We start from the raw sequence: 16387 nt of genomic DNA on the forward strand, positions 1-16387 counted from the left end.
CCCCGTCTGCTTCGCGCAACAGCGAAGCAGACGGGGAGTTTTTGTGTCCGTTTTTTGTCAGAACGCTGAAAATGATGAAACCGCAGGGGGCTGATACCCGTATAAGAACTATACATAGACCAAACAAAGGAGAATCCGATATGAGCGTTAAGCGCATTTTGACAATAGCGGGGATGGCCGTTGCGGGGCTCGTTCTCATCATCCTCGCATTCACGACGTGGTATACGGTGGATGAAGGCGAACAGGCTGTCATCATCACGTTCGGTAAGGCCGATGAAACGATAACGGAGTCGGGGCTGAAGTTCAAGCTGCCATGGCCTGTCCAAAAAGTAGAGAAACTGTCCAAGGAGACATTCAGTACCACGTTCGGCTACAACCAGGATGAGGACGGAAACCTCATCTCCTATGACAAAGAGACAAAGATGATCACAGGAGACGAGTATATCGTCCTGGCTGATCTCGTCGTCCAGTGGAAAATCACCGAGCCGGTCAAATACCTGTTCAACTCCGAGAATCCGAGGGAACTGCTGCATGATGCCACCGCGGCCTCGATCCGATCAATCATCGGCTCGTCGCCGATTGATGATGCACTTACGGACGGGAAGGCAGAGATCGAGGCGGAGACGAGGGACCTTCTCAGCACACTTGTCGATAAATATGACATCGGGATTTCCATCCAGGGGGTGAAGCTCCAGGATGTCGAACTGCCGAACGAGGAAGTCCGCTCCGCATTCACCGCGGTCACCGATGCCCGGGAGACGAAGAGCACAAAGATCAACCAGGCCAAGAAATATGAGAACCAGAAAAAGAACGAAGCCACGGGTGAGCGGGACGCGATCCTCTCCAGGGCGCAGGGGGATAAAACTTCCCGGATCGAGCAGGCGCACGGGGACGTGGCAGTGTTCAATAAGCTTTACGGCGAGTATCGCGACAACCAGGAAATCACGAGAGAGCGGCTGGTTCTTGAGACTCTTGAGCAGGTTCTTCCTGGAGCAAAGATCTACATCATGAATGACGGTGAAGGGACCGTGAAGTACTTGCCGATCCAGCCGCCGCAGCAGGCCGCACCTCAAAGCACCGATCAGAACGCCCAGGAGGAAGGAGGGGAAAACAATGGCCAATAATGACAACAATCCGTTCAAGAGCATCGAAGAAAAGTTTCTGGAGCGGCAGCGGCAAGCTCAGGCAAGCAAGAAATCGGGCGGCAGCAGCAAGCTCGTCTCTTTTGGAAAGAAGCGGTCCAAGAAACCGCAAGGGCCGGCGGAACCGAAGCCGCCTGCCGACATGCGAAAGTTCGTCAAGCCGGCCATTGTGCTCACAGCCATTTTTGCAGTGCTGCTCATCCTTCTGGCGAATGTGTATGTCGTGAAGGAAAACGAATACCGCGTCGTCCGGCAGTTCGGGGAGATCGTCCGCATTGACTCCGACCCGGGTGTCAAGCTCAAGGTCCCGTTTCTCCAAAGCGTGACCATGCTCCCGAAAAACCAGATGGCCTACAATGTTTCCGAAGCGGAAATCACGACAAAGGATAAAAAGCGCATGATCATCGACAACTATGCGGTCTGGCGAATCACAGACCCGAAGCTGATGATCAATAACGCACGGAATGTCGTCAATGCAGAGGCGCGGATGGAAGAGTACATTTACTCCGTCGTCCGCTCGGAGCTCGGACAGCTTGACTACACGAGCATCGTCAACGACGAAGATTCTTCGCGGGGCAACCTGAATGACAAGGTGACGGAACGGGTGAACGAGCTGCTGGAATCCGGGAATTTCGGCATCGCAGTGACAGATGTCAGAATGAAGCGGATCGACCTTCCACCGGAGAACGAACAGTCCATCTACACCCGGATGATTTCAGAGCGGGAATCCACCGCCCAGACCTATTTGTCGGAAGGGGATGCGGAAAAGCGGCGCATCGAAGCCGAAACAGACCGGGAAGTGCAGGAACTTCTGGCTGAAGCGAAAAAGGAGGCTGAAGTGATCCGGGCGGAAGGTGAGGCGGAAGCCGCCCGCATCTACAACCAGTCATTCTCGAGAGACCCTGATTTCTATGAGCTCTACCGCACACTGGAATCGTACAAGAAGACGATCGGCGAGGAAACGATGATTGTCATTCCGTCCGATTCCCCATATGCAAGAATCCTTTCCGGATTCACGGAATAAGCGCCATCACGTCGTTTCTGCTCCATCCTGCCCCTGTGGTAAGATGGAGGGAGACGACGTTTTTATATGCGGATGGAGGTTGACCGGAATGACCAAGCAGAAAGTGCTGCTCCTTGACGGGAACAGCCTGGCCTACCGAGCGTTTTTTGCTTTGCCGCTCCTGACCAATGATCAGGGCGTTCATACCAACGCGGTGTATGGCTTTGCGATGATGCTGGAGAAGATCCTGAAAGATGAAGAGCCGACCCATATGCTGGTTGCATGGGACGCGGGAAAGACAACGTTCCGTCACAGCACTTATAAGGAGTACAAAGGCGGCCGGCAGAAAACGCCGCCCGAACTGTCCGAGCAGTTTCCGTATCTTCGGAAGATGCTGGAAGCCTACAACATCAGACAGTACGAGCTTGAGTCTTTTGAGGCTGATGACATCATCGGCACACTGAGCCGGAAAGCGGCGGCTGACGGAGTCGAGACTGTCGTGATCACCGGTGACAAGGATCTGACCCAGCTCGCTGATGAAGCGGTGACTGTCCAGATCACCCGAAAAGGAATGACCGACATCGAGTCCTATACGCCGGATCATGTGATGGAGAAGTACGGCCTGACGCCTGAACAGATCATCGATATGAAGGGGCTTATGGGAGATGCGTCCGACAATATCCCGGGGGTGCCCGGCGTCGGGGAAAAGACGGCGATCAAGCTGCTGAAACAGTTTGGAACAGTTGAAGGAGTCTATGAAGGCATCAATGGGGTAAGCGGGAAAAAGCTGAAGGAGAAGCTGATCGAGAACGAGGAACTGGCCAGGATGAGCAAGACGCTCGCCACGATCAACACCGAATCCCCGATCGAGATCGGACTGGGTGACATCAGCTATCCTGGGCCGGACATGGAGCAGGTCATCCCGGTGTTCCGTGAGCTGAACTTCCGGACACTCATTGAGAAGGCGGATGGGCCTCAATCGGCAACGGAATCCGAGGAAGCAGAAGAGATCCATTTCGCGGTCGCCGAGAAAGCGCCGGAATCTCTTCTGAAAAGCGGTACCGCTTTCCATGTTGAACTGTCCGATGAGTTTTATCATACGGCAGATATTCTCGGGGTGTCGCTTTCCGATGGTGACGAGACCGTCTATATTCCGTTAGCCAGTCTGGTAGGGGACGCGCAGTTCGCACAATGGCTTGCAGATGAGTCGATGGAGAAACTGACCGTTGACGCAAAAGCCTCTCTTGCCGCGCTTGCCAGGCTTGGGATGCAGGCGGACGGCATTGTCTTTGACCTCCTGCTCGCCGCTTATATCGCCAATCCGTCCGTGTCGCTGACGGATGCGTCCTCCGCAGCAAGAGAATTTGGTTTTTCGGGGATTTTGGAAGACCAGGCCATCTACGGCAAAGGTACCAAACGGGCGGTTCCCGAACTGGAAACCGTGGCGAAACACGCCAGCCGCAAGGCACTTGCCATACACAGGTTGCGCGATACCGTAGAAGGGCGCCTCAAGGAAAACAAGCAACTTGAGTTGTATCGGGAGCTTGAGATTCCTCTTGCGACGATCCTCGGCCGCATGGAAGCCACCGGAGTCAGGACGGAACGGGGAATCCTGGAAGAGATCGGACAAGGCCTTGCCGGCAAGCTCGAAGCCATTGAGGAACAGATCTACGCTCAGGCCGGACAGAAGTTTAACATCAACTCGACCAAGCAACTGGGCGTGATCCTGTTCGAGGAAATGGGACTGCCGGTCATCAAGAAGACGAAGACGGGCTATTCCACTGCGGCGGATGTGCTTGAAAAGCTCCGCGGACGGCATGAGATCATCGATCTGATCCTCGAATACCGCCAGCTTGGAAAACTTCAATCCACTTACATCGAGGGGCTTCTGAAAGAAATTCATGAGGATGGAAAGATCCATACCTATTATCAGCAGGCCCTCACCCAGACAGGAAGGCTGAGCTCCACCAACCCGAATTTGCAGAACATCCCGGTGCGCATCGAGGAAGGAAGGAAAATCCGCAAAGCCTTCGTCCCTTCGGAACCGGGCTGGGTAATGTTCGCCGCGGACTATTCACAGATCGAACTTCGCGTCCTTGCCCATATGTCCGGAGACGAGAAGCTGATTGACGCATTCCGGGAAGGTGAGGACATCCATACCCGGACTGCCGGGGATGTGTTCCACGTGGAAGCGCAGGATGTGACATCGGACATGCGGCGTGCGGCGAAAGCTGTCAATTTCGGGATCGTTTACGGGATCAGCGATTACGGACTTTCTCAGAACCTGAACATCACGCGAAAAGAAGCTGCAGAATTCATCGACCGCTATCTGGCCAGTTTCCCCGGCGTCAAGCAATACATGGAGGATTCGGTTGCCGAGGCGAAGCAACAAGGTTTTGTCACCACACTTCTGAACCGCAGGCGATACCTTCCGGATATCAACAGCCGGAATTTCAATCTCAGAAGCTTTGCCGAGAGGACAGCAATGAACACGCCAATTCAGGGGACCGCAGCGGACATCATCAAGAAGGCGATGGTCGAGATGGACAAGCGTATTGAGAAGGAAGGCCTCCAGGCGCGCATGCTGTTGCAAGTGCATGATGAACTGATCTTCGAGTGCCCGGAGGAAGAGCTTGAAAAGCTCACGGAAATTGTGCCGGATGTGATGGAGGCTGCACTGGAGCTAGATGTTCCGCTTCTGGTGGAATCCGCCTCCGGACCATCCTGGTACGATACGAAATAAGACAGAAAAAGAACCATTTTATAAAAGAAAGAAGTTGAACAACATGCCGGAATTGCCGGAGGTTGAAGGGGTCGTGCGGTCGCTCGCCCCCGCCGCGTCCGGACGGACAATCCGGGACATCGCTGTTTCCGATACGATCATCCGATCAAAGTCCGAAGCAAAAGAAGCGATTCTGAAAAACATTTCACCGGAAGAGTTTGCCGGACAGATGCGCGGGATGACAATCACGGATGTCACCCGCCGGAGCAAATACATCTATTTTCACCTTGAGAAAAACGGAGAACCCCATCTGCTTGTCAGCCATCTCGGCATGTCGGGAGCCTGGTTTGCGGTCAATGACATCGATGAAGTGACAGAGGAAAAGTTTCGCCGGCATATCCATGTGATCTTCGGAATGGAGGACGGCGGCCTGCTCGCCTACGCAGACATCCGCCGCTTTGGTGAGCTGCGCCTGATCGGTGAAGAAGGGGATCATCCGCCACTGCTCGCGATGGCGCCGGAGCCGTTTGATGAGTCTGCTGCAGGACATTTTCTGAGTTTGTGCAGAACACCGAAATACGCAGGAAAACCGATCAAGGAAACAATCATGGACGGAAAAGTCATCTCTGGCTGCGGAAATATCTACGCGACTGAAGCACTTTTCCGGACCGGCATCCATCCGGGACGGAAGACGGGAAGAATCAGCATCAAGCGTCTTGATCGGCTATTCGCTGAGATCCGGCAGGTGCTCGGGGAAGCGATTGAAGCAGGCGGCAGCTCGATTTCGGATTACCGGAACATCAACGGGGAAGCAGGCGGCATGCAGGAGCGGCTGCGCATGTACGGGCGTAAAAGCTGTCCCGAATGTGGTGCGGAAACCAGGCGGGTGACGATAGCCGGGCGGACATCGGTCTATTGCCCGAAATGCCAGCATTGAAAGAGGTGTCACGATGATTATCGGATTGACCGGAAGTATTGCGAGCGGGAAAAGCACCGTTTCACGGATGTTCGAGGAAAGAGGGTTTCCGATTGTGGATGCTGACCGGGTGGCCAGGCTCGTGGTCGAGCCCGGCCAGCCGGCCCTTAATGAGATCCGCCAGGCATTCGGAGATGAAGTGATTCTTGAAGACGGGACCATGGACAGAGCTGCGGTCGGTGAACGGATCTTCAATGATCCGGCAGAACGCAAGAAACTGAACGACATCATGCATCCCGCCATCCGCAAGGAAATGCTGCGTCAGCGCGACGGGTATTTTGACAGAGGGGCAAAAACTGTCGTGATGGATATTCCGCTCCTGTTCGAAAGCAGGCTCCAGCACTACGTCGACAAAATCCTTGTCGTGTCAGTGACGGAGGAGACCCAGCTAAAGCGGCTGATGGAGAGGAATGGTTTCAGCGAGAAGGAAGCAAGGGCCAGGATCTCTTCGCAGCTGCCTATCCCTGAAAAAGAACGTGGAGCGGATGCTGTCATCTATAACAACGGGACCATCGGGGAGTCGGAAAAGCAGCTTGACCGGATTTTGGAGGCCTGGAATGCCACTCCCTGAACAGGGAAACTTCTGAAAAGTTGAACTTCACAGAACGGGATAAACGAGGGTGCATTTTTCGATAAATGTGATATACTAATTGCAAGCAAAAGAAAAATGAGTATAACACAGTTACAGGAGGCCCCCTCATGAACCCTTCCATCGCTATTAACGGTTTCGGCCGCATCGGCCGTATGGTATTCCGCCAGGCAATCCTCGAAGACGGATTAAATATTGTCGCGGTCAACGCAAGTTACCCGCCGGAAACCCTTGCACATCTTCTGAAGTATGACAGCATCCACGGAAAGTTTGAAGGAGATGTCCTGACTGAGGATGACGCGCTCGTCGTCAACGGCAAGCGGGTCCAGCTAATTGCTGAACGCGACCCGGCGAAGCTACCGTGGAAAGAACTCGGCGTCGATATCGTCATCGAAGCGACCGGCAAGTTCAACTCCCGCGATAAAGCGGCCCTTCACCTTGAAGCCGGTGCGAAGAAAGTCATCCTGACCGCTCCGGGCAAGAACGAAGATGTCACCATTGTCATGGGCGTAAATGACGATCAGCTTGACCTTGACCGTCATGATGTCATTTCCAATGCAAGCTGCACGACAAACTGCCTTGCACCGGTTGCCAAAGTGCTGAATGACGAATTCGGCATCGACAGCGGACTGATGACGACTGTTCATGCTTACACGAATGACCAGAACAACATCGACAATCCGCACAAGGACCTCCGCCGTGCGCGTGCGGCGGCAGAGTCGATCATTCCGACGACGACAGGCGCAGCAAAAGCACTGTCACTCGTATTGCCGGAACTGAAAGGCAAGCTTCACGGCATGGCGCTCCGCGTCCCGACTCCGAACGTCTCGCTCGTCGACCTCGTGGTTGACCTGAACCGTGACGTGTCGGTCGAAGAAGTCAATGATGCGTTCATCCGTGCGGCAGAAGGCCCGCTCAAGGGAATTCTTGGATACACGACAGAACCGCTTGTCTCGAGTGACTTCAAGACGGATGCGCACTCTGCTACAATCGACGGGCTCACGACCATGATCATGGGAGACCGTAAAGTGAAGGTCCTCGCATGGTATGACAACGAATGGGGCTATTCTGCACGCGTTGTCGACCTCACTAGGAAAGTCGCAGCCGGGATCGGCGCGAAAGTCAATGCATGATATTCCAGACCCCGGGCTTTGCCCGGGGTTTTTATTAGCCGGAGGGGAAGGCGGGCGGCTGATTTTAAAGAGATCATTGCTGGAAAACCCTGGCCTTTTATCCTCTGATTGAGATTAATAGTTGCGTTCAGAGGGCTACCATCATATAATAATCCCGTGAGCCCTCAAAGTTCACGCTGGGCAGCTTAAAGGGTTAGGACCTCATCGGACTAACTTTCCCCCGTGGTTGCCCGTTTGCCGACAGCGGCAATCATCTACTGAAGAAGGGGGGACGAACCATGGAAACAATGGGTCGTCATGTAATTGCAGAACTTTGGGAGTGCGAATTCGACAAGTTGAATGACATGCCGTATATCGAGCAGACATTTGTCGAAGCCGCATTGCGATCGGGTGCGGAAGTGCGGGAAGTTGCTTTCCACAAATTTGCACCACAAGGGGTCAGCGGGGTCGTCATTATTTCGGAATCGCACCTCACGATCCACAGCTTCCCTGAGCACGGCTATGCAAGCATTGACGTGTATACTTGCGGAGATCTTGATCCGACTATTGCAGCTGGCTATATCGCAGAAGCGCTCGGAGCCAAGAACCGCCAGATGACCGAATTGCCCCGGGGCATGGGCCCTGTTGCGGCCGGCAAAACAGCCGTCACCGTCATGGCCTGACACCGTTTATGATTGGGACATCAAGAGCAGAGGCAGAAGCTTCTGCTTTTTTATATTTTTGGAGCAATTTCCGGGCAGGCAGAATCCCGTTTAGCCGCCCGCAGAACTCTGCTATAATGGAATGAATGGATCTCTCCGTTCACATGGGTGACCGGACGATCATGAACTCATTCAGAAAGCGGGGATGCCGATGAAGTGCCCGGCTTGTCAGCACAACGGGACGCGAGTCGTCGATTCCCGGCCGGTGGACGAAAGCAAGGCGATCCGGCGACGCAGGGAATGCGAGGATTGCGGATACCGGTTCACAACGTTTGAAAAAGTCGAGGAGATGCCGCTGATCGTCGTGAAAAAAGACGGTTCGCGGGAAGAGTTCAGCCGCGAGAAAGTACTGCGCGGACTGATCCGGGCCTGTGAAAAACGGCCTGTCCCTCTTGACGTCCTTGAGGAGGTCGTCTTCTCGATTGAGAAGGAACTCCGGCGCCAGGGAAATGCCGAGGTTAAATCCGAAGATGTCGGAGAGATGGTGATGGAGCGGCTCGTTGAGATCGATGATGTCGCGTATGTCCGATTCGCCTCCGTCTATCGTCAGTTCAAAGACATTAATGTCTTCATAGACGAATTGAAAGACCTTTTAAAGAAAGAAGATGACTGATTGGTTCGCGGAAAGAAAGGATGGGAATATGAATCCGCTCTACAAAGAACTGCAGCCGTCGGATGCGTATTGCGTCCGGCTTCCTTATCCGTTTTCCGACTTTGACCGCCAGATCCTGACCGCACTCTACCAGCCGCTAATCGGGCACGGGGCGATGGCGGTTTTCTTTGCCCTTTGGGGAGAGGCCGAGCGGGAAGGGACCGTCGAGTCCACCCATTATCATCTCCTCAACCTTCTTGACATGCCGGTCGGTACGCTGTTTGACGCCAGGCTGTCACTGGAGGGAATCGGGCTGCTCAAGACTTATCGGAAAAATGAAGGGGAAGCACGGAGCTTCCTCTATGAACTCAAGCCCCCTCTGGATCCGGATACGTTTTTCCATGATCCGATCTTGTCGATGTTCCTGTTTGGCAGGGTGGGGGCCCAGACATACAAACGGCTCCGCGGACGTTTTCTGAACCCGCCGGTCCCGGAAGGCTATGAGGAAGTATCCAGGTCATTCCCCGAAGTGTACAAGTCCATCAAGGCGGGCACGATGGAGGAAGATACCGATACATATGAGTCCGATCAGCGGGCGCATAAGCTCGCTTTCTCCGGTCATCCGTTCGATTTCCCCCTCATGATGGAAGGGCTGTCCGCGCAGCTTGTGCCGAGGAAGGCCTTTACTCCGGCCGTGAAAGAAATGATCGTCCGGATCGCTTTCCTGTACGGCCTGTCCCCGATTGACATGCAGCAAGTCGTCCTGCTGGCCATCGATGCGGACGGCAACCTGACGGAAGACCGGCTGAAGCGTGCGGCTGCCGACTATTACAAGCTGTCCCGGTCGAATACCGCCCCGAAAATCACGAAAATCATGGCTTCGCCGGAAAAAACGGCTGCTTCCGATGAACCCAAGACGAAAGAGGACGAGCTGATCCTCTATTTTGAAACGACCTCGCCGGTTGAGATGCTGAAAGACATCAACGGCGGTCGTGAGCCGATGCAGGTGGATGTGAAACTTGCGCAGAAGCTCGTGCTGGAGCATAACCTGCCGGCCGGTGTTGTCAATGTTCTGCTTCAGTATGTCTGGCTCAGGAACGACGGGAAGCTGACAAACAACTATGTTGAGCGGATTGCTTCCCATTGGATGGCGAAAAAAGTCGATAATGTGAAGGACGCGCTCGAACTGGCACGGACAGAGCATGATAAGTATATGAAGTGGAAACAGGAGGGCGGGGGAACTCAGAGGTCCCGTAAACCTGGAGCCAAGACCGAAGCCGTACCTGACTGGTTTTACCGGAAAGAAAACAAACCCGAGGCCGAAAAAGAGCCGAAGGCTGAGGATAAGGATCCGGATGTCGAGGCAAGGAGGATCCGCCTCATGGAGAAATTCGGCATGACGAAAGGCGGTGTCAACTGAGATGGAACCGATCCGGGACACACTAAAGCGAATTGTCAATGCACCGACATTCGCCGAACGATATTCAGAGATGCGCTCGGAAGTTCTGAACCATCCGGGCGTGCAGGCTTTTCTCGAAGCGCACGCCGGGGAAGTGGATAAGGCGATGGTCGACCGCGGCCTGGGGAAACTGTATGAATATACCTCCCAATCACATGACTGCGGCAAGTGCGAGAGTCTTGAATCATGTGCCAATATGATGAAAGGCTACGAACCGAAACTGGTGATTGAGCGCGGTTCAATCGGCGTCGATTATGTGATGTGCAAGAGGAAAACGGCGGACACGGAACGGCGCCGTGTATCTTCCATGGTCCAGAGCATGCATATGCCGAAGGACATGCTCAACCTTGAGATCCGCGATTTTGATATTACCAAGGGAGAAAGCCGGCTGGCCGCAGTAGAGCTTGTTCTGGAGTTCCTTGACAAATATGACCGCGCAGGCGAGCTGCCTGCACAGGGAATCTACATTCACGGTCCGTTCGGCACGGGCAAGTCCTATTTGCTCGGAGCGGTCGCCGGCGAATTGGCGAAGCGGCACGTGCCATCTGTTCTCGTGTTTGTACCGGAATTTCTCCGTGAGCTGAAGCAGTCAATCCAGGATCAGTCGCTGAACGAGAAAATCGATTTCGTCAAACGGGCCCCGGTCCTCATGCTCGATGATCTCGGTGCGGAAACACTGACCGCCTGGACGCGCGACGAAGTATTGGCGACCATTCTCCATCACCGGATGGCGGAAAAACTTCCGACCTTCTTCACGTCGAACTTTGACTACAAGGAGATGGAAACCCACCTGTCGTATACCCAGCGCGGGGACAAGGAAGTCGTCAAAGCAGGGCGCATCATGGAGCGGATCCGCGCGATGACCGTGCCCGTCCGTCTTGACGGGGAAAATCGGCGTGACCGCGGCTGAGCGGACGCCACTCAATAAGATTGGGTGAAACACGGTTGCAAATCCCGCAGGTTTTTCGTATGATGAATTCAATACTTCTTCCAAATGCAATGACGGGGACAACGAACGGTTGTCCGGCCAGACAGAGAACGGGGCCTTAGGCTGAGAGCCCCCGATGGCACGGCATCGGATCGACCACCCCAGAGCAGCGAAGGTGACCCCCGGGATTTTCGGGATAGCCCTTGCCGGCCTCCGGTCCGTTATCCGATGCAGAGCTTCTCCGGCATGGTCGTTCATTGCCGGCAGGAAGAAGGGTGGAACCGCGAGCAGGCCTCGTCCCTTTTTGGGACGGGGTTTTTTTGCGTATTTTGGAAGAACGAAAGGAGCCCATTGGCATGGCAGAACAGATCAAATTGACTTTCCCCGACGGCGCGGTAAAAGAATTCGCAGCGGGAACTACAACGGAGGATGTGGCCCAGTCGATCAGTCCGGGACTGCGCAAAAAGGCGCTGGCAGGCAAGCTCGACGGACAGCTGATCGATTTCCGCACTCCGATCGCGGAAGACGGCGACATCGAGATCATCACTCCGGATTCTCCGGAGGCACTGGAAATTCTGCGTCACAGCACGGCCCACCTGCTTGCACAGGCAGTCAAGCGTCTGTTCAAAGATGTAAAACTCGGCATTGGCCCGGTGATCGAGAGCGGTTTCTACTACGATTTCGACTCTCCGGAACCGATCCGCGCGGAAGACTTCCCTGCGATCGAGAAGGAAATGAAAAAGATCATCAATGAAAACCTTGAAATTGTCCGGAAGGAAGTCACACGTGACGAAGCCCGGGAAATCTATGAGGAAATCGGCGATGAATACAAGCTTGAGCTGCTCGATGCGATTCCGGAAGACGAAAAAGTATCGATCTATTACCAAGGTGAATTTTTCGACCTGTGCCGCGGCGTGCATGTGCCGTCCACAGGAAAACTGAAAGAGTTTAAACTCCTTAGCACAGCAGGCGCATACTGGCGCGGAGACTCTGACAACAAGATGCTCCAGCGCATCTACGGAACGGCGTTCTTCAAGAAAGAGGATCTGGAGGAGCACCTTCGCCTGCTCGAAGAGGCCCGTGAGCGTGACCACCGCAAAATCGGCAAGGAACTGGATCTGTTCATGACGAACCAGCTTGTCGGGCAGGGGCTGCCGATGTGGCTACCGAAAGGCGCGACAATCCGCCGTCTCGTCGAACGCTATATCGTCGACAAGGAAGAGAAGCTCGGCTACGACCACGTCTATACACCGGTGATGGCAAACGTGGAGCTTTACAAGACATCCGGCCACTGGCAACACTACCAGGACGACATGTTCCCGCCGATGCAGGCGGACAACGAGGAACTCGTCCTGCGCCCGATGAACTGCCCGCACCATATGATGATCTATAAAAACGGCATCCACTCCTACCGCGACCTGCCGATCCGCATCGCCGAGCTCGGGCTCATGCACCGCTATGAAATGTCGGGTGCACTGTCTGGACTACAGCGTGTCCGCGGCATGACGCTGAACGATGCCCATATCTTCGTCCGTCCGGATCAGATCAAGGATGAGTTCAAGCGCGTTGTCGAACTGGTGATGGATGTCTACAAAGACTTCAATCTGAACGACTATTCCTTCCGCCTGTCTTATCGCGATCCGGCTGACACGGAAAAATATTTCGATGACGATGAAATGTGGGAGAAAGCCCAGAGCATGCTGAAGGAAGCGATGGATGACCTCGGCCTCGACTACTACGAAGCGGAAGGGGAAGCGGCGTTCTACGGTCCGAAGCTTGATGTCCAGGTTAAAACGGCCATCGGCAAGGAAGAGACGCTTTCCACTGTCCAGCTGGACTTCCTTCTGCCTGAGCGCTTTGATCTGAACTACATCGGCAGCGACGGCAAGCAGCACCGTCCGGTCGTCATCCACCGCGGCGTCGTCTCGACGATGGAGCGTTTTGTCGCATTCCTCATCGAGGAATACAAAGGGGCGTTCCCGACATGGCTGGCACCAGTCCAGGTGGAAATCATCCCGGTCTCTCCGGAAGTCCACCACGACTATGCAGAAAAAGTCCGTGAAGCACTCCAGGCACAGGGCCTGCGCGTCGATGTCGACAGCCGTGACGAAAAGCTCGGCTACAAGATCCGCGAAGCCCAGACACAGAAAATCCCGTACATGCTCGTCCTCGGCGACAAAGAAGCCGAATCCGGCGAAGTCAACGTCCGGAAATACGGCGAACAAAAATCCGAATCCATCCCGCTCAACGACTTCATCGCCAAACTCCGCGAAGAAGTAGACGGGAAGAAGTAAGCTGATTCAGGAATTTGCCATGTTGTAGATCTCAAGCTGCAGACAGAGGAGCACTCACTTTGTCTGCAGTTTTTCTTTGACTCAGAATCCTGCGAATTTCTGCTCCAGACCCTTGTCGCTCAACGCTCCGCTTTTGAGCACAGACGCCGTTCTACGTAACGGCGTCCGCTAGTCCGCGGGCGTTGCCTTAGCCGGCGCCAGTACGGAGACTGGCGTCTGTGCGCAGCGCAGAGCGTTGCGCGACATCCTCGGGGTCTTCGGCTAACGCTTTTCCCGCAGGAGTCTCGGGTCCTACGGCTCCAATCCGTCAACTATAGCTTTGAGTCGTATAATCCCCTGCGATAATAATCTGTTTATAAAACGGAATAAATCAATTAGGATAGTTGCGGAGTACCAGCTGGTAAGAGAGCGCTATAAACCATCTAATTAATCGTTGTTGATTGCAGCGGAGGGCGGCGACTCCTGCGGGAAAGGAAGAGCGGAGAGACCCTCAAGTAGGTGCTGCCCAACGCTTCGCTTGTGGGCGCAGACGCCCATCTGCGTATGGGCGCCGGCTCTTAGCCTTCCCCGCGGAAAGCGTCCGCCTGGAGCGGAAATCAACCAAGCCCTATAAAAAACCTTATCTTGAAACAACAATCTCCAACAAAATCATTGACAAGCTGTATTGCATAGGATATTATTGATTAGGTTAAGGAATACAGTTTGTGGTAGAAGAAGGAGCTGCCCGCTTCTCACCTGATCGACGCTTCGGCTGTTGGCAGGTTTGCACCATTGTGACGTCCCGTGCCTGTTGGCGCGGTCACATATGCGGCGGGTGGACCCAGGTCCACCCGTTTTTCTTTCGGATTGGCCACGGGGACCATCCCCGCGAGCCTGCCCAAACCATGTATTCGCGATTTACTACACGGAGGTGGCTTACGATTAGCAGAGATAACCGAGACAAATTTGTCAATGAGGGCATCCGCGCCCGGGAGCTCCGCATCATCGACCAAAACGGTGATCAGCTGGGCGTCAAATCGCGGAACGAAGCGATGGACATCGCTTCGCGTGCAAACTTGGACCTCGTTCTTGTCGCTCCGAACGCAAAACCGCCTGTAGCCCGGATCATGGACTATGGGAAGTTCAAGTTCGAACAGCAGAAGAAAGAACGGGAAGCGCGCAAAAACCAGAAAGTCATCAACATCAAGGAAGTCCGCCTGAGCCCGTCCATCGACGAGCATGACTTCCAGACCAAGCTCCGAAACGCAATCAAGTTCCTTGAAAAAGGGGACAAAGTGAAAGCGTCCATCCGTTTCCGCGGCCGTGCGATCACCCACAAGGAGATCGGCCAGCGCGTCCTCGAACGTTTTGCCGAAGCCTGCAAGGAAGTGGGCACGGTTGAACAGAGACCGAAGATGGAAGGCCGAAGCATGTTCCTGCAGATGGCCCCGATCGAAGAAAAGAAATAATCTACGCACAGGATTAGGAGGATACTGACCATGCCGAAAATGAAAACACACAAAGGTTCCGCAAAGCGCTTCAAGCGCACCGGTTCCGGCAAACTCAAGCGCGGCCGTGCTTACACAAGCCACTTGTTCGCCAACAAATCGACAAAGCAAAAGCGTCATCTCCGCAAAGCTGCCGTCGTTTCCAAAGGCGACTTCAAGCGCATCAAGCAAATGCTTACTTACATGAAATAATCCGATCATAGAAAACGAATCAACATCAGGAGGGAAATCCAATGCCACGCGTAAAAGGCGGAACAGTAACACGTAAGCGTCGTAATCGTGTTCTCAAACTTGCCAAGGGCTACTACGGCTCGAAGCACACACTCTACAAAACAGCTAACCAACAGGTCATGAAGTCCCTGCAATATGCATACCGTGACCGTCGTCAGAAAAAACGTGACTTCCGCAAACTGTGGATTGCACGGATCAACGCGGCAGCGCGTTTGAACGGCCTGTCTTACAGCAAGCTCATGCACGGCCTTAAAGTTGCAGGTATCGATGTAAACCGCAAGATGCTTGCTGACCTCGCGATCACTGACGAGAAAGCATTCGCACAACTCGCAGAAGCAGCGAAAAAAGCAGTTAACTAATCCAGTGAAGAGACCGGCGAACCGTTCGCCGGTCTTTTTGGATGGATCGGAGGTAGCGGCATGGAAAAGGTGCTGATCGGCTGGATTCTGATTTTGTCAGTCTACGGTTTTTTCATGATGGGTTATGACAAGAGGCAGGCGAAAAACGGCGGCTGGCGGGTGCCGGAGCGAACGCTCTGGATGATCGCCTTTCTCGGCGGCGGCGCCGGTTCCTATGCCGGCATGCAGACATTCCGGCACAAGACGAAGCATACGGCATTCCGTGTCGGCTTTCTGATGCTCGCCATCCTGGATCTTGCAGCTGTTCTTTATCTTGCAGGGAATTTACAAATCGGATAAATCAAAAAAGGGCGGACCGCATCAAGCGGTACCGCCTTTTTTCATGAGCTGCTCAATCGGGTTTTTCCAACTGATGTCCGCATCCGGATAACTCATCCTGATTTCTTTTTCAAGGAAGATGAAATCATCTCGGGTAAACCCCTGAAGGGAAGCTTCGTCTTTGACCCAAACAAAGATGGAAACGACCTCAAAGGACCGGCCGGTTGTCCCCATATATTTCTCACCTTCAAAGAGGGCGCCTTTATAGGTGATGAAGAAGTTTTTCCGGACGTTTTTTACGTCGTCATAGAAGTAGTACCGTTCCTGCTCATAGGCTTCATCCAGCTTTCTTCTCGGATCGGTTAAGTATCGGATGCCCCGATAGAACAGATAGATAATGACGGCGATTACAATCACTCGGATAATTAAGGCCATGGCGGTATCCCCCCTTGC

General features: G+C 54.0%; 16 protein-coding genes. 15 read left to right on the plus strand and 1 reads right to left on the minus strand.

The window, feature by feature from the left end; genetic code table 11:
* Window positions 1–140 precede the first annotated feature (140 nt).
* From hflK to AV656_RS00685, 15 genes are all read left to right on the plus strand, one after another.
* Entirely contained in the window at window positions 141–1124 is a 984-nt protein-coding gene (hflK, locus tag AV656_RS00615; RefSeq protein WP_063177836.1) for an FtsH protease activity modulator HflK, read from the plus strand.
* Window positions 1114–2166 (plus strand): protease modulator HflC, encoded by a 1053-nt coding sequence (hflC, locus tag AV656_RS00620; protein WP_082818542.1) that lies wholly within the window; start codon window positions 1114–1116, stop codon window positions 2164–2166. Before hflK ends, hflC begins: the two co-directional genes overlap by 11 nt.
* A gap of 88 nt (window positions 2167–2254) precedes the next feature.
* Window positions 2255–4888, plus strand: a complete 2634-nt coding sequence (polA, locus tag AV656_RS00625) for a DNA polymerase I (RefSeq protein ID WP_063177838.1) — start codon at window positions 2255–2257, stop codon at window positions 4886–4888.
* 43 nt (window positions 4889–4931) lie between these two features.
* Window positions 4932–5804, plus strand: a complete 873-nt coding sequence (gene mutM / locus AV656_RS00630; RefSeq protein ID WP_063177840.1) for a bifunctional DNA-formamidopyrimidine glycosylase/DNA-(apurinic or apyrimidinic site) lyase — start codon at window positions 4932–4934, stop codon at window positions 5802–5804.
* Between the two features lie 13 nt (window positions 5805–5817).
* Complete coding sequence (gene coaE, locus AV656_RS00635) at window positions 5818–6414, plus strand: dephospho-CoA kinase (RefSeq protein WP_063177841.1); 597 nt, start codon at window positions 5818–5820, stop codon at window positions 6412–6414.
* 128 nt (window positions 6415–6542) lie between these two features.
* Window positions 6543–7565 (plus strand): glyceraldehyde-3-phosphate dehydrogenase, encoded by a 1023-nt coding sequence (locus AV656_RS00640; RefSeq protein WP_063177842.1) that lies wholly within the window; start codon window positions 6543–6545, stop codon window positions 7563–7565.
* Between the two features lie 278 nt (window positions 7566–7843).
* Window positions 7844–8227 (plus strand): adenosylmethionine decarboxylase, encoded by a 384-nt coding sequence (speD, locus tag AV656_RS00645; RefSeq protein WP_063177843.1) that lies wholly within the window; start codon window positions 7844–7846, stop codon window positions 8225–8227.
* 190 nt (window positions 8228–8417) lie between these two features.
* Window positions 8418–8879: a transcriptional regulator NrdR gene (gene nrdR / locus AV656_RS00650; RefSeq protein WP_063178835.1), complete on the plus strand. Its 462-nt coding sequence runs from the start codon at window positions 8418–8420 to the stop codon at window positions 8877–8879.
* A 28-nt stretch (window positions 8880–8907) separates the two neighbouring features.
* The gene (locus tag AV656_RS00655) at window positions 8908–10278 is read left to right on the plus strand and encodes a replication initiation and membrane attachment family protein (protein ID WP_063177844.1); all 1371 of its coding nucleotides are present in this window, start codon (window positions 8908–8910) and stop codon (window positions 10276–10278) included.
* A gap of 1 nt (window position 10279) precedes the next feature.
* Window positions 10280–11227 (plus strand): primosomal protein DnaI, encoded by a 948-nt coding sequence (dnaI, locus tag AV656_RS00660; RefSeq protein ID WP_063177845.1) that lies wholly within the window; start codon window positions 10280–10282, stop codon window positions 11225–11227.
* A gap of 374 nt (window positions 11228–11601) precedes the next feature.
* Window positions 11602–13539: a threonine--tRNA ligase gene (thrS, locus tag AV656_RS00665; RefSeq protein ID WP_063177846.1), complete on the plus strand. Its 1938-nt coding sequence runs from the start codon at window positions 11602–11604 to the stop codon at window positions 13537–13539.
* 884 nt (window positions 13540–14423) lie between these two features.
* A complete protein-coding gene (gene infC, locus AV656_RS00670; protein WP_063177848.1) occupies window positions 14424–14987 on the plus strand; it encodes a translation initiation factor IF-3 in 564 nt (187 codons plus the stop codon).
* 30 nt (window positions 14988–15017) lie between these two features.
* Window positions 15018–15218 (plus strand): 50S ribosomal protein L35, encoded by a 201-nt coding sequence (rpmI, locus tag AV656_RS00675; protein WP_008299689.1) that lies wholly within the window; start codon window positions 15018–15020, stop codon window positions 15216–15218.
* Window positions 15219–15259: 41 nt separating this feature from the next.
* Window positions 15260–15616 (plus strand): 50S ribosomal protein L20, encoded by a 357-nt coding sequence (gene rplT / locus AV656_RS00680; RefSeq protein WP_008299688.1) that lies wholly within the window; start codon window positions 15260–15262, stop codon window positions 15614–15616.
* Between the two features lie 60 nt (window positions 15617–15676).
* On the plus strand, window positions 15677–15955 hold the full coding sequence (locus AV656_RS00685) for a DUF1294 domain-containing protein (RefSeq protein WP_063177850.1): 279 nt from the start codon (window positions 15677–15679) through the stop codon (window positions 15953–15955).
* 21 nt (window positions 15956–15976) lie between these two features.
* Here AV656_RS00685 and AV656_RS00690 read toward each other — a convergent pair whose 3' ends face one another.
* Window positions 15977–16369, minus strand: a complete 393-nt coding sequence (locus AV656_RS00690; RefSeq protein ID WP_063177851.1) for a hypothetical protein — start codon at window positions 16367–16369, stop codon at window positions 15977–15979.
* Window positions 16370–16387 lie beyond the last annotated feature (18 nt).

Source organism: Bhargavaea cecembensis (assembly GCF_001619585.1).
GTDB classification, from domain to species: Bacteria; Bacillota; Bacilli; order Bacillales_A; family Planococcaceae; genus Bhargavaea; species Bhargavaea cecembensis_A.

Bases quoted from the DNA above. Each gene is read 5' to 3' on its own strand.
- AV656_RS00690 (WP_063177851.1), bottom strand. From the start codon at position 16,369: ATGGCCTTAATTATCCGAGTGATTGTAATCGCCGTCATTATCTATCTG.
- coaE (WP_063177841.1), top strand. From the start codon at position 5,818: ATGATTATCGGATTGACCGGAAGTATTGCGAGCGGGAAAAGCACCGTT.
- rplT (WP_008299688.1), top strand. From the start codon at position 15,260: ATGCCACGCGTAAAAGGCGGAACAGTAACACGTAAGCGTCGTAATCGT.
- infC (WP_063177848.1), top strand. From the start codon at position 14,424: ATGTATTCGCGATTTACTACACGGAGGTGGCTTACGATTAGCAGAGAT.
- mutM (WP_063177840.1), top strand. From the start codon at position 4,932: ATGCCGGAATTGCCGGAGGTTGAAGGGGTCGTGCGGTCGCTCGCCCCC.
- rpmI (WP_008299689.1), top strand. From the start codon at position 15,018: ATGCCGAAAATGAAAACACACAAAGGTTCCGCAAAGCGCTTCAAGCGC.
- AV656_RS00685 (WP_063177850.1), top strand. From the start codon at position 15,677: ATGGAAAAGGTGCTGATCGGCTGGATTCTGATTTTGTCAGTCTACGGT.
- polA (WP_063177838.1), top strand. From the start codon at position 2,255: ATGACCAAGCAGAAAGTGCTGCTCCTTGACGGGAACAGCCTGGCCTAC.
- nrdR (WP_063178835.1), top strand. From the start codon at position 8,418: ATGAAGTGCCCGGCTTGTCAGCACAACGGGACGCGAGTCGTCGATTCC.
- speD (WP_063177843.1), top strand. From the start codon at position 7,844: ATGGAAACAATGGGTCGTCATGTAATTGCAGAACTTTGGGAGTGCGAA.
- thrS (WP_063177846.1), top strand. From the start codon at position 11,602: ATGGCAGAACAGATCAAATTGACTTTCCCCGACGGCGCGGTAAAAGAA.
- AV656_RS00655 (WP_063177844.1), top strand. From the start codon at position 8,908: ATGAATCCGCTCTACAAAGAACTGCAGCCGTCGGATGCGTATTGCGTC.
- AV656_RS00640 (WP_063177842.1), top strand. From the start codon at position 6,543: ATGAACCCTTCCATCGCTATTAACGGTTTCGGCCGCATCGGCCGTATG.
- hflK (WP_063177836.1), top strand. From the start codon at position 141: ATGAGCGTTAAGCGCATTTTGACAATAGCGGGGATGGCCGTTGCGGGG.
- hflC (WP_082818542.1), top strand. From the start codon at position 1,114: ATGGCCAATAATGACAACAATCCGTTCAAGAGCATCGAAGAAAAGTTT.
- dnaI (WP_063177845.1), top strand. From the start codon at position 10,280: ATGGAACCGATCCGGGACACACTAAAGCGAATTGTCAATGCACCGACA.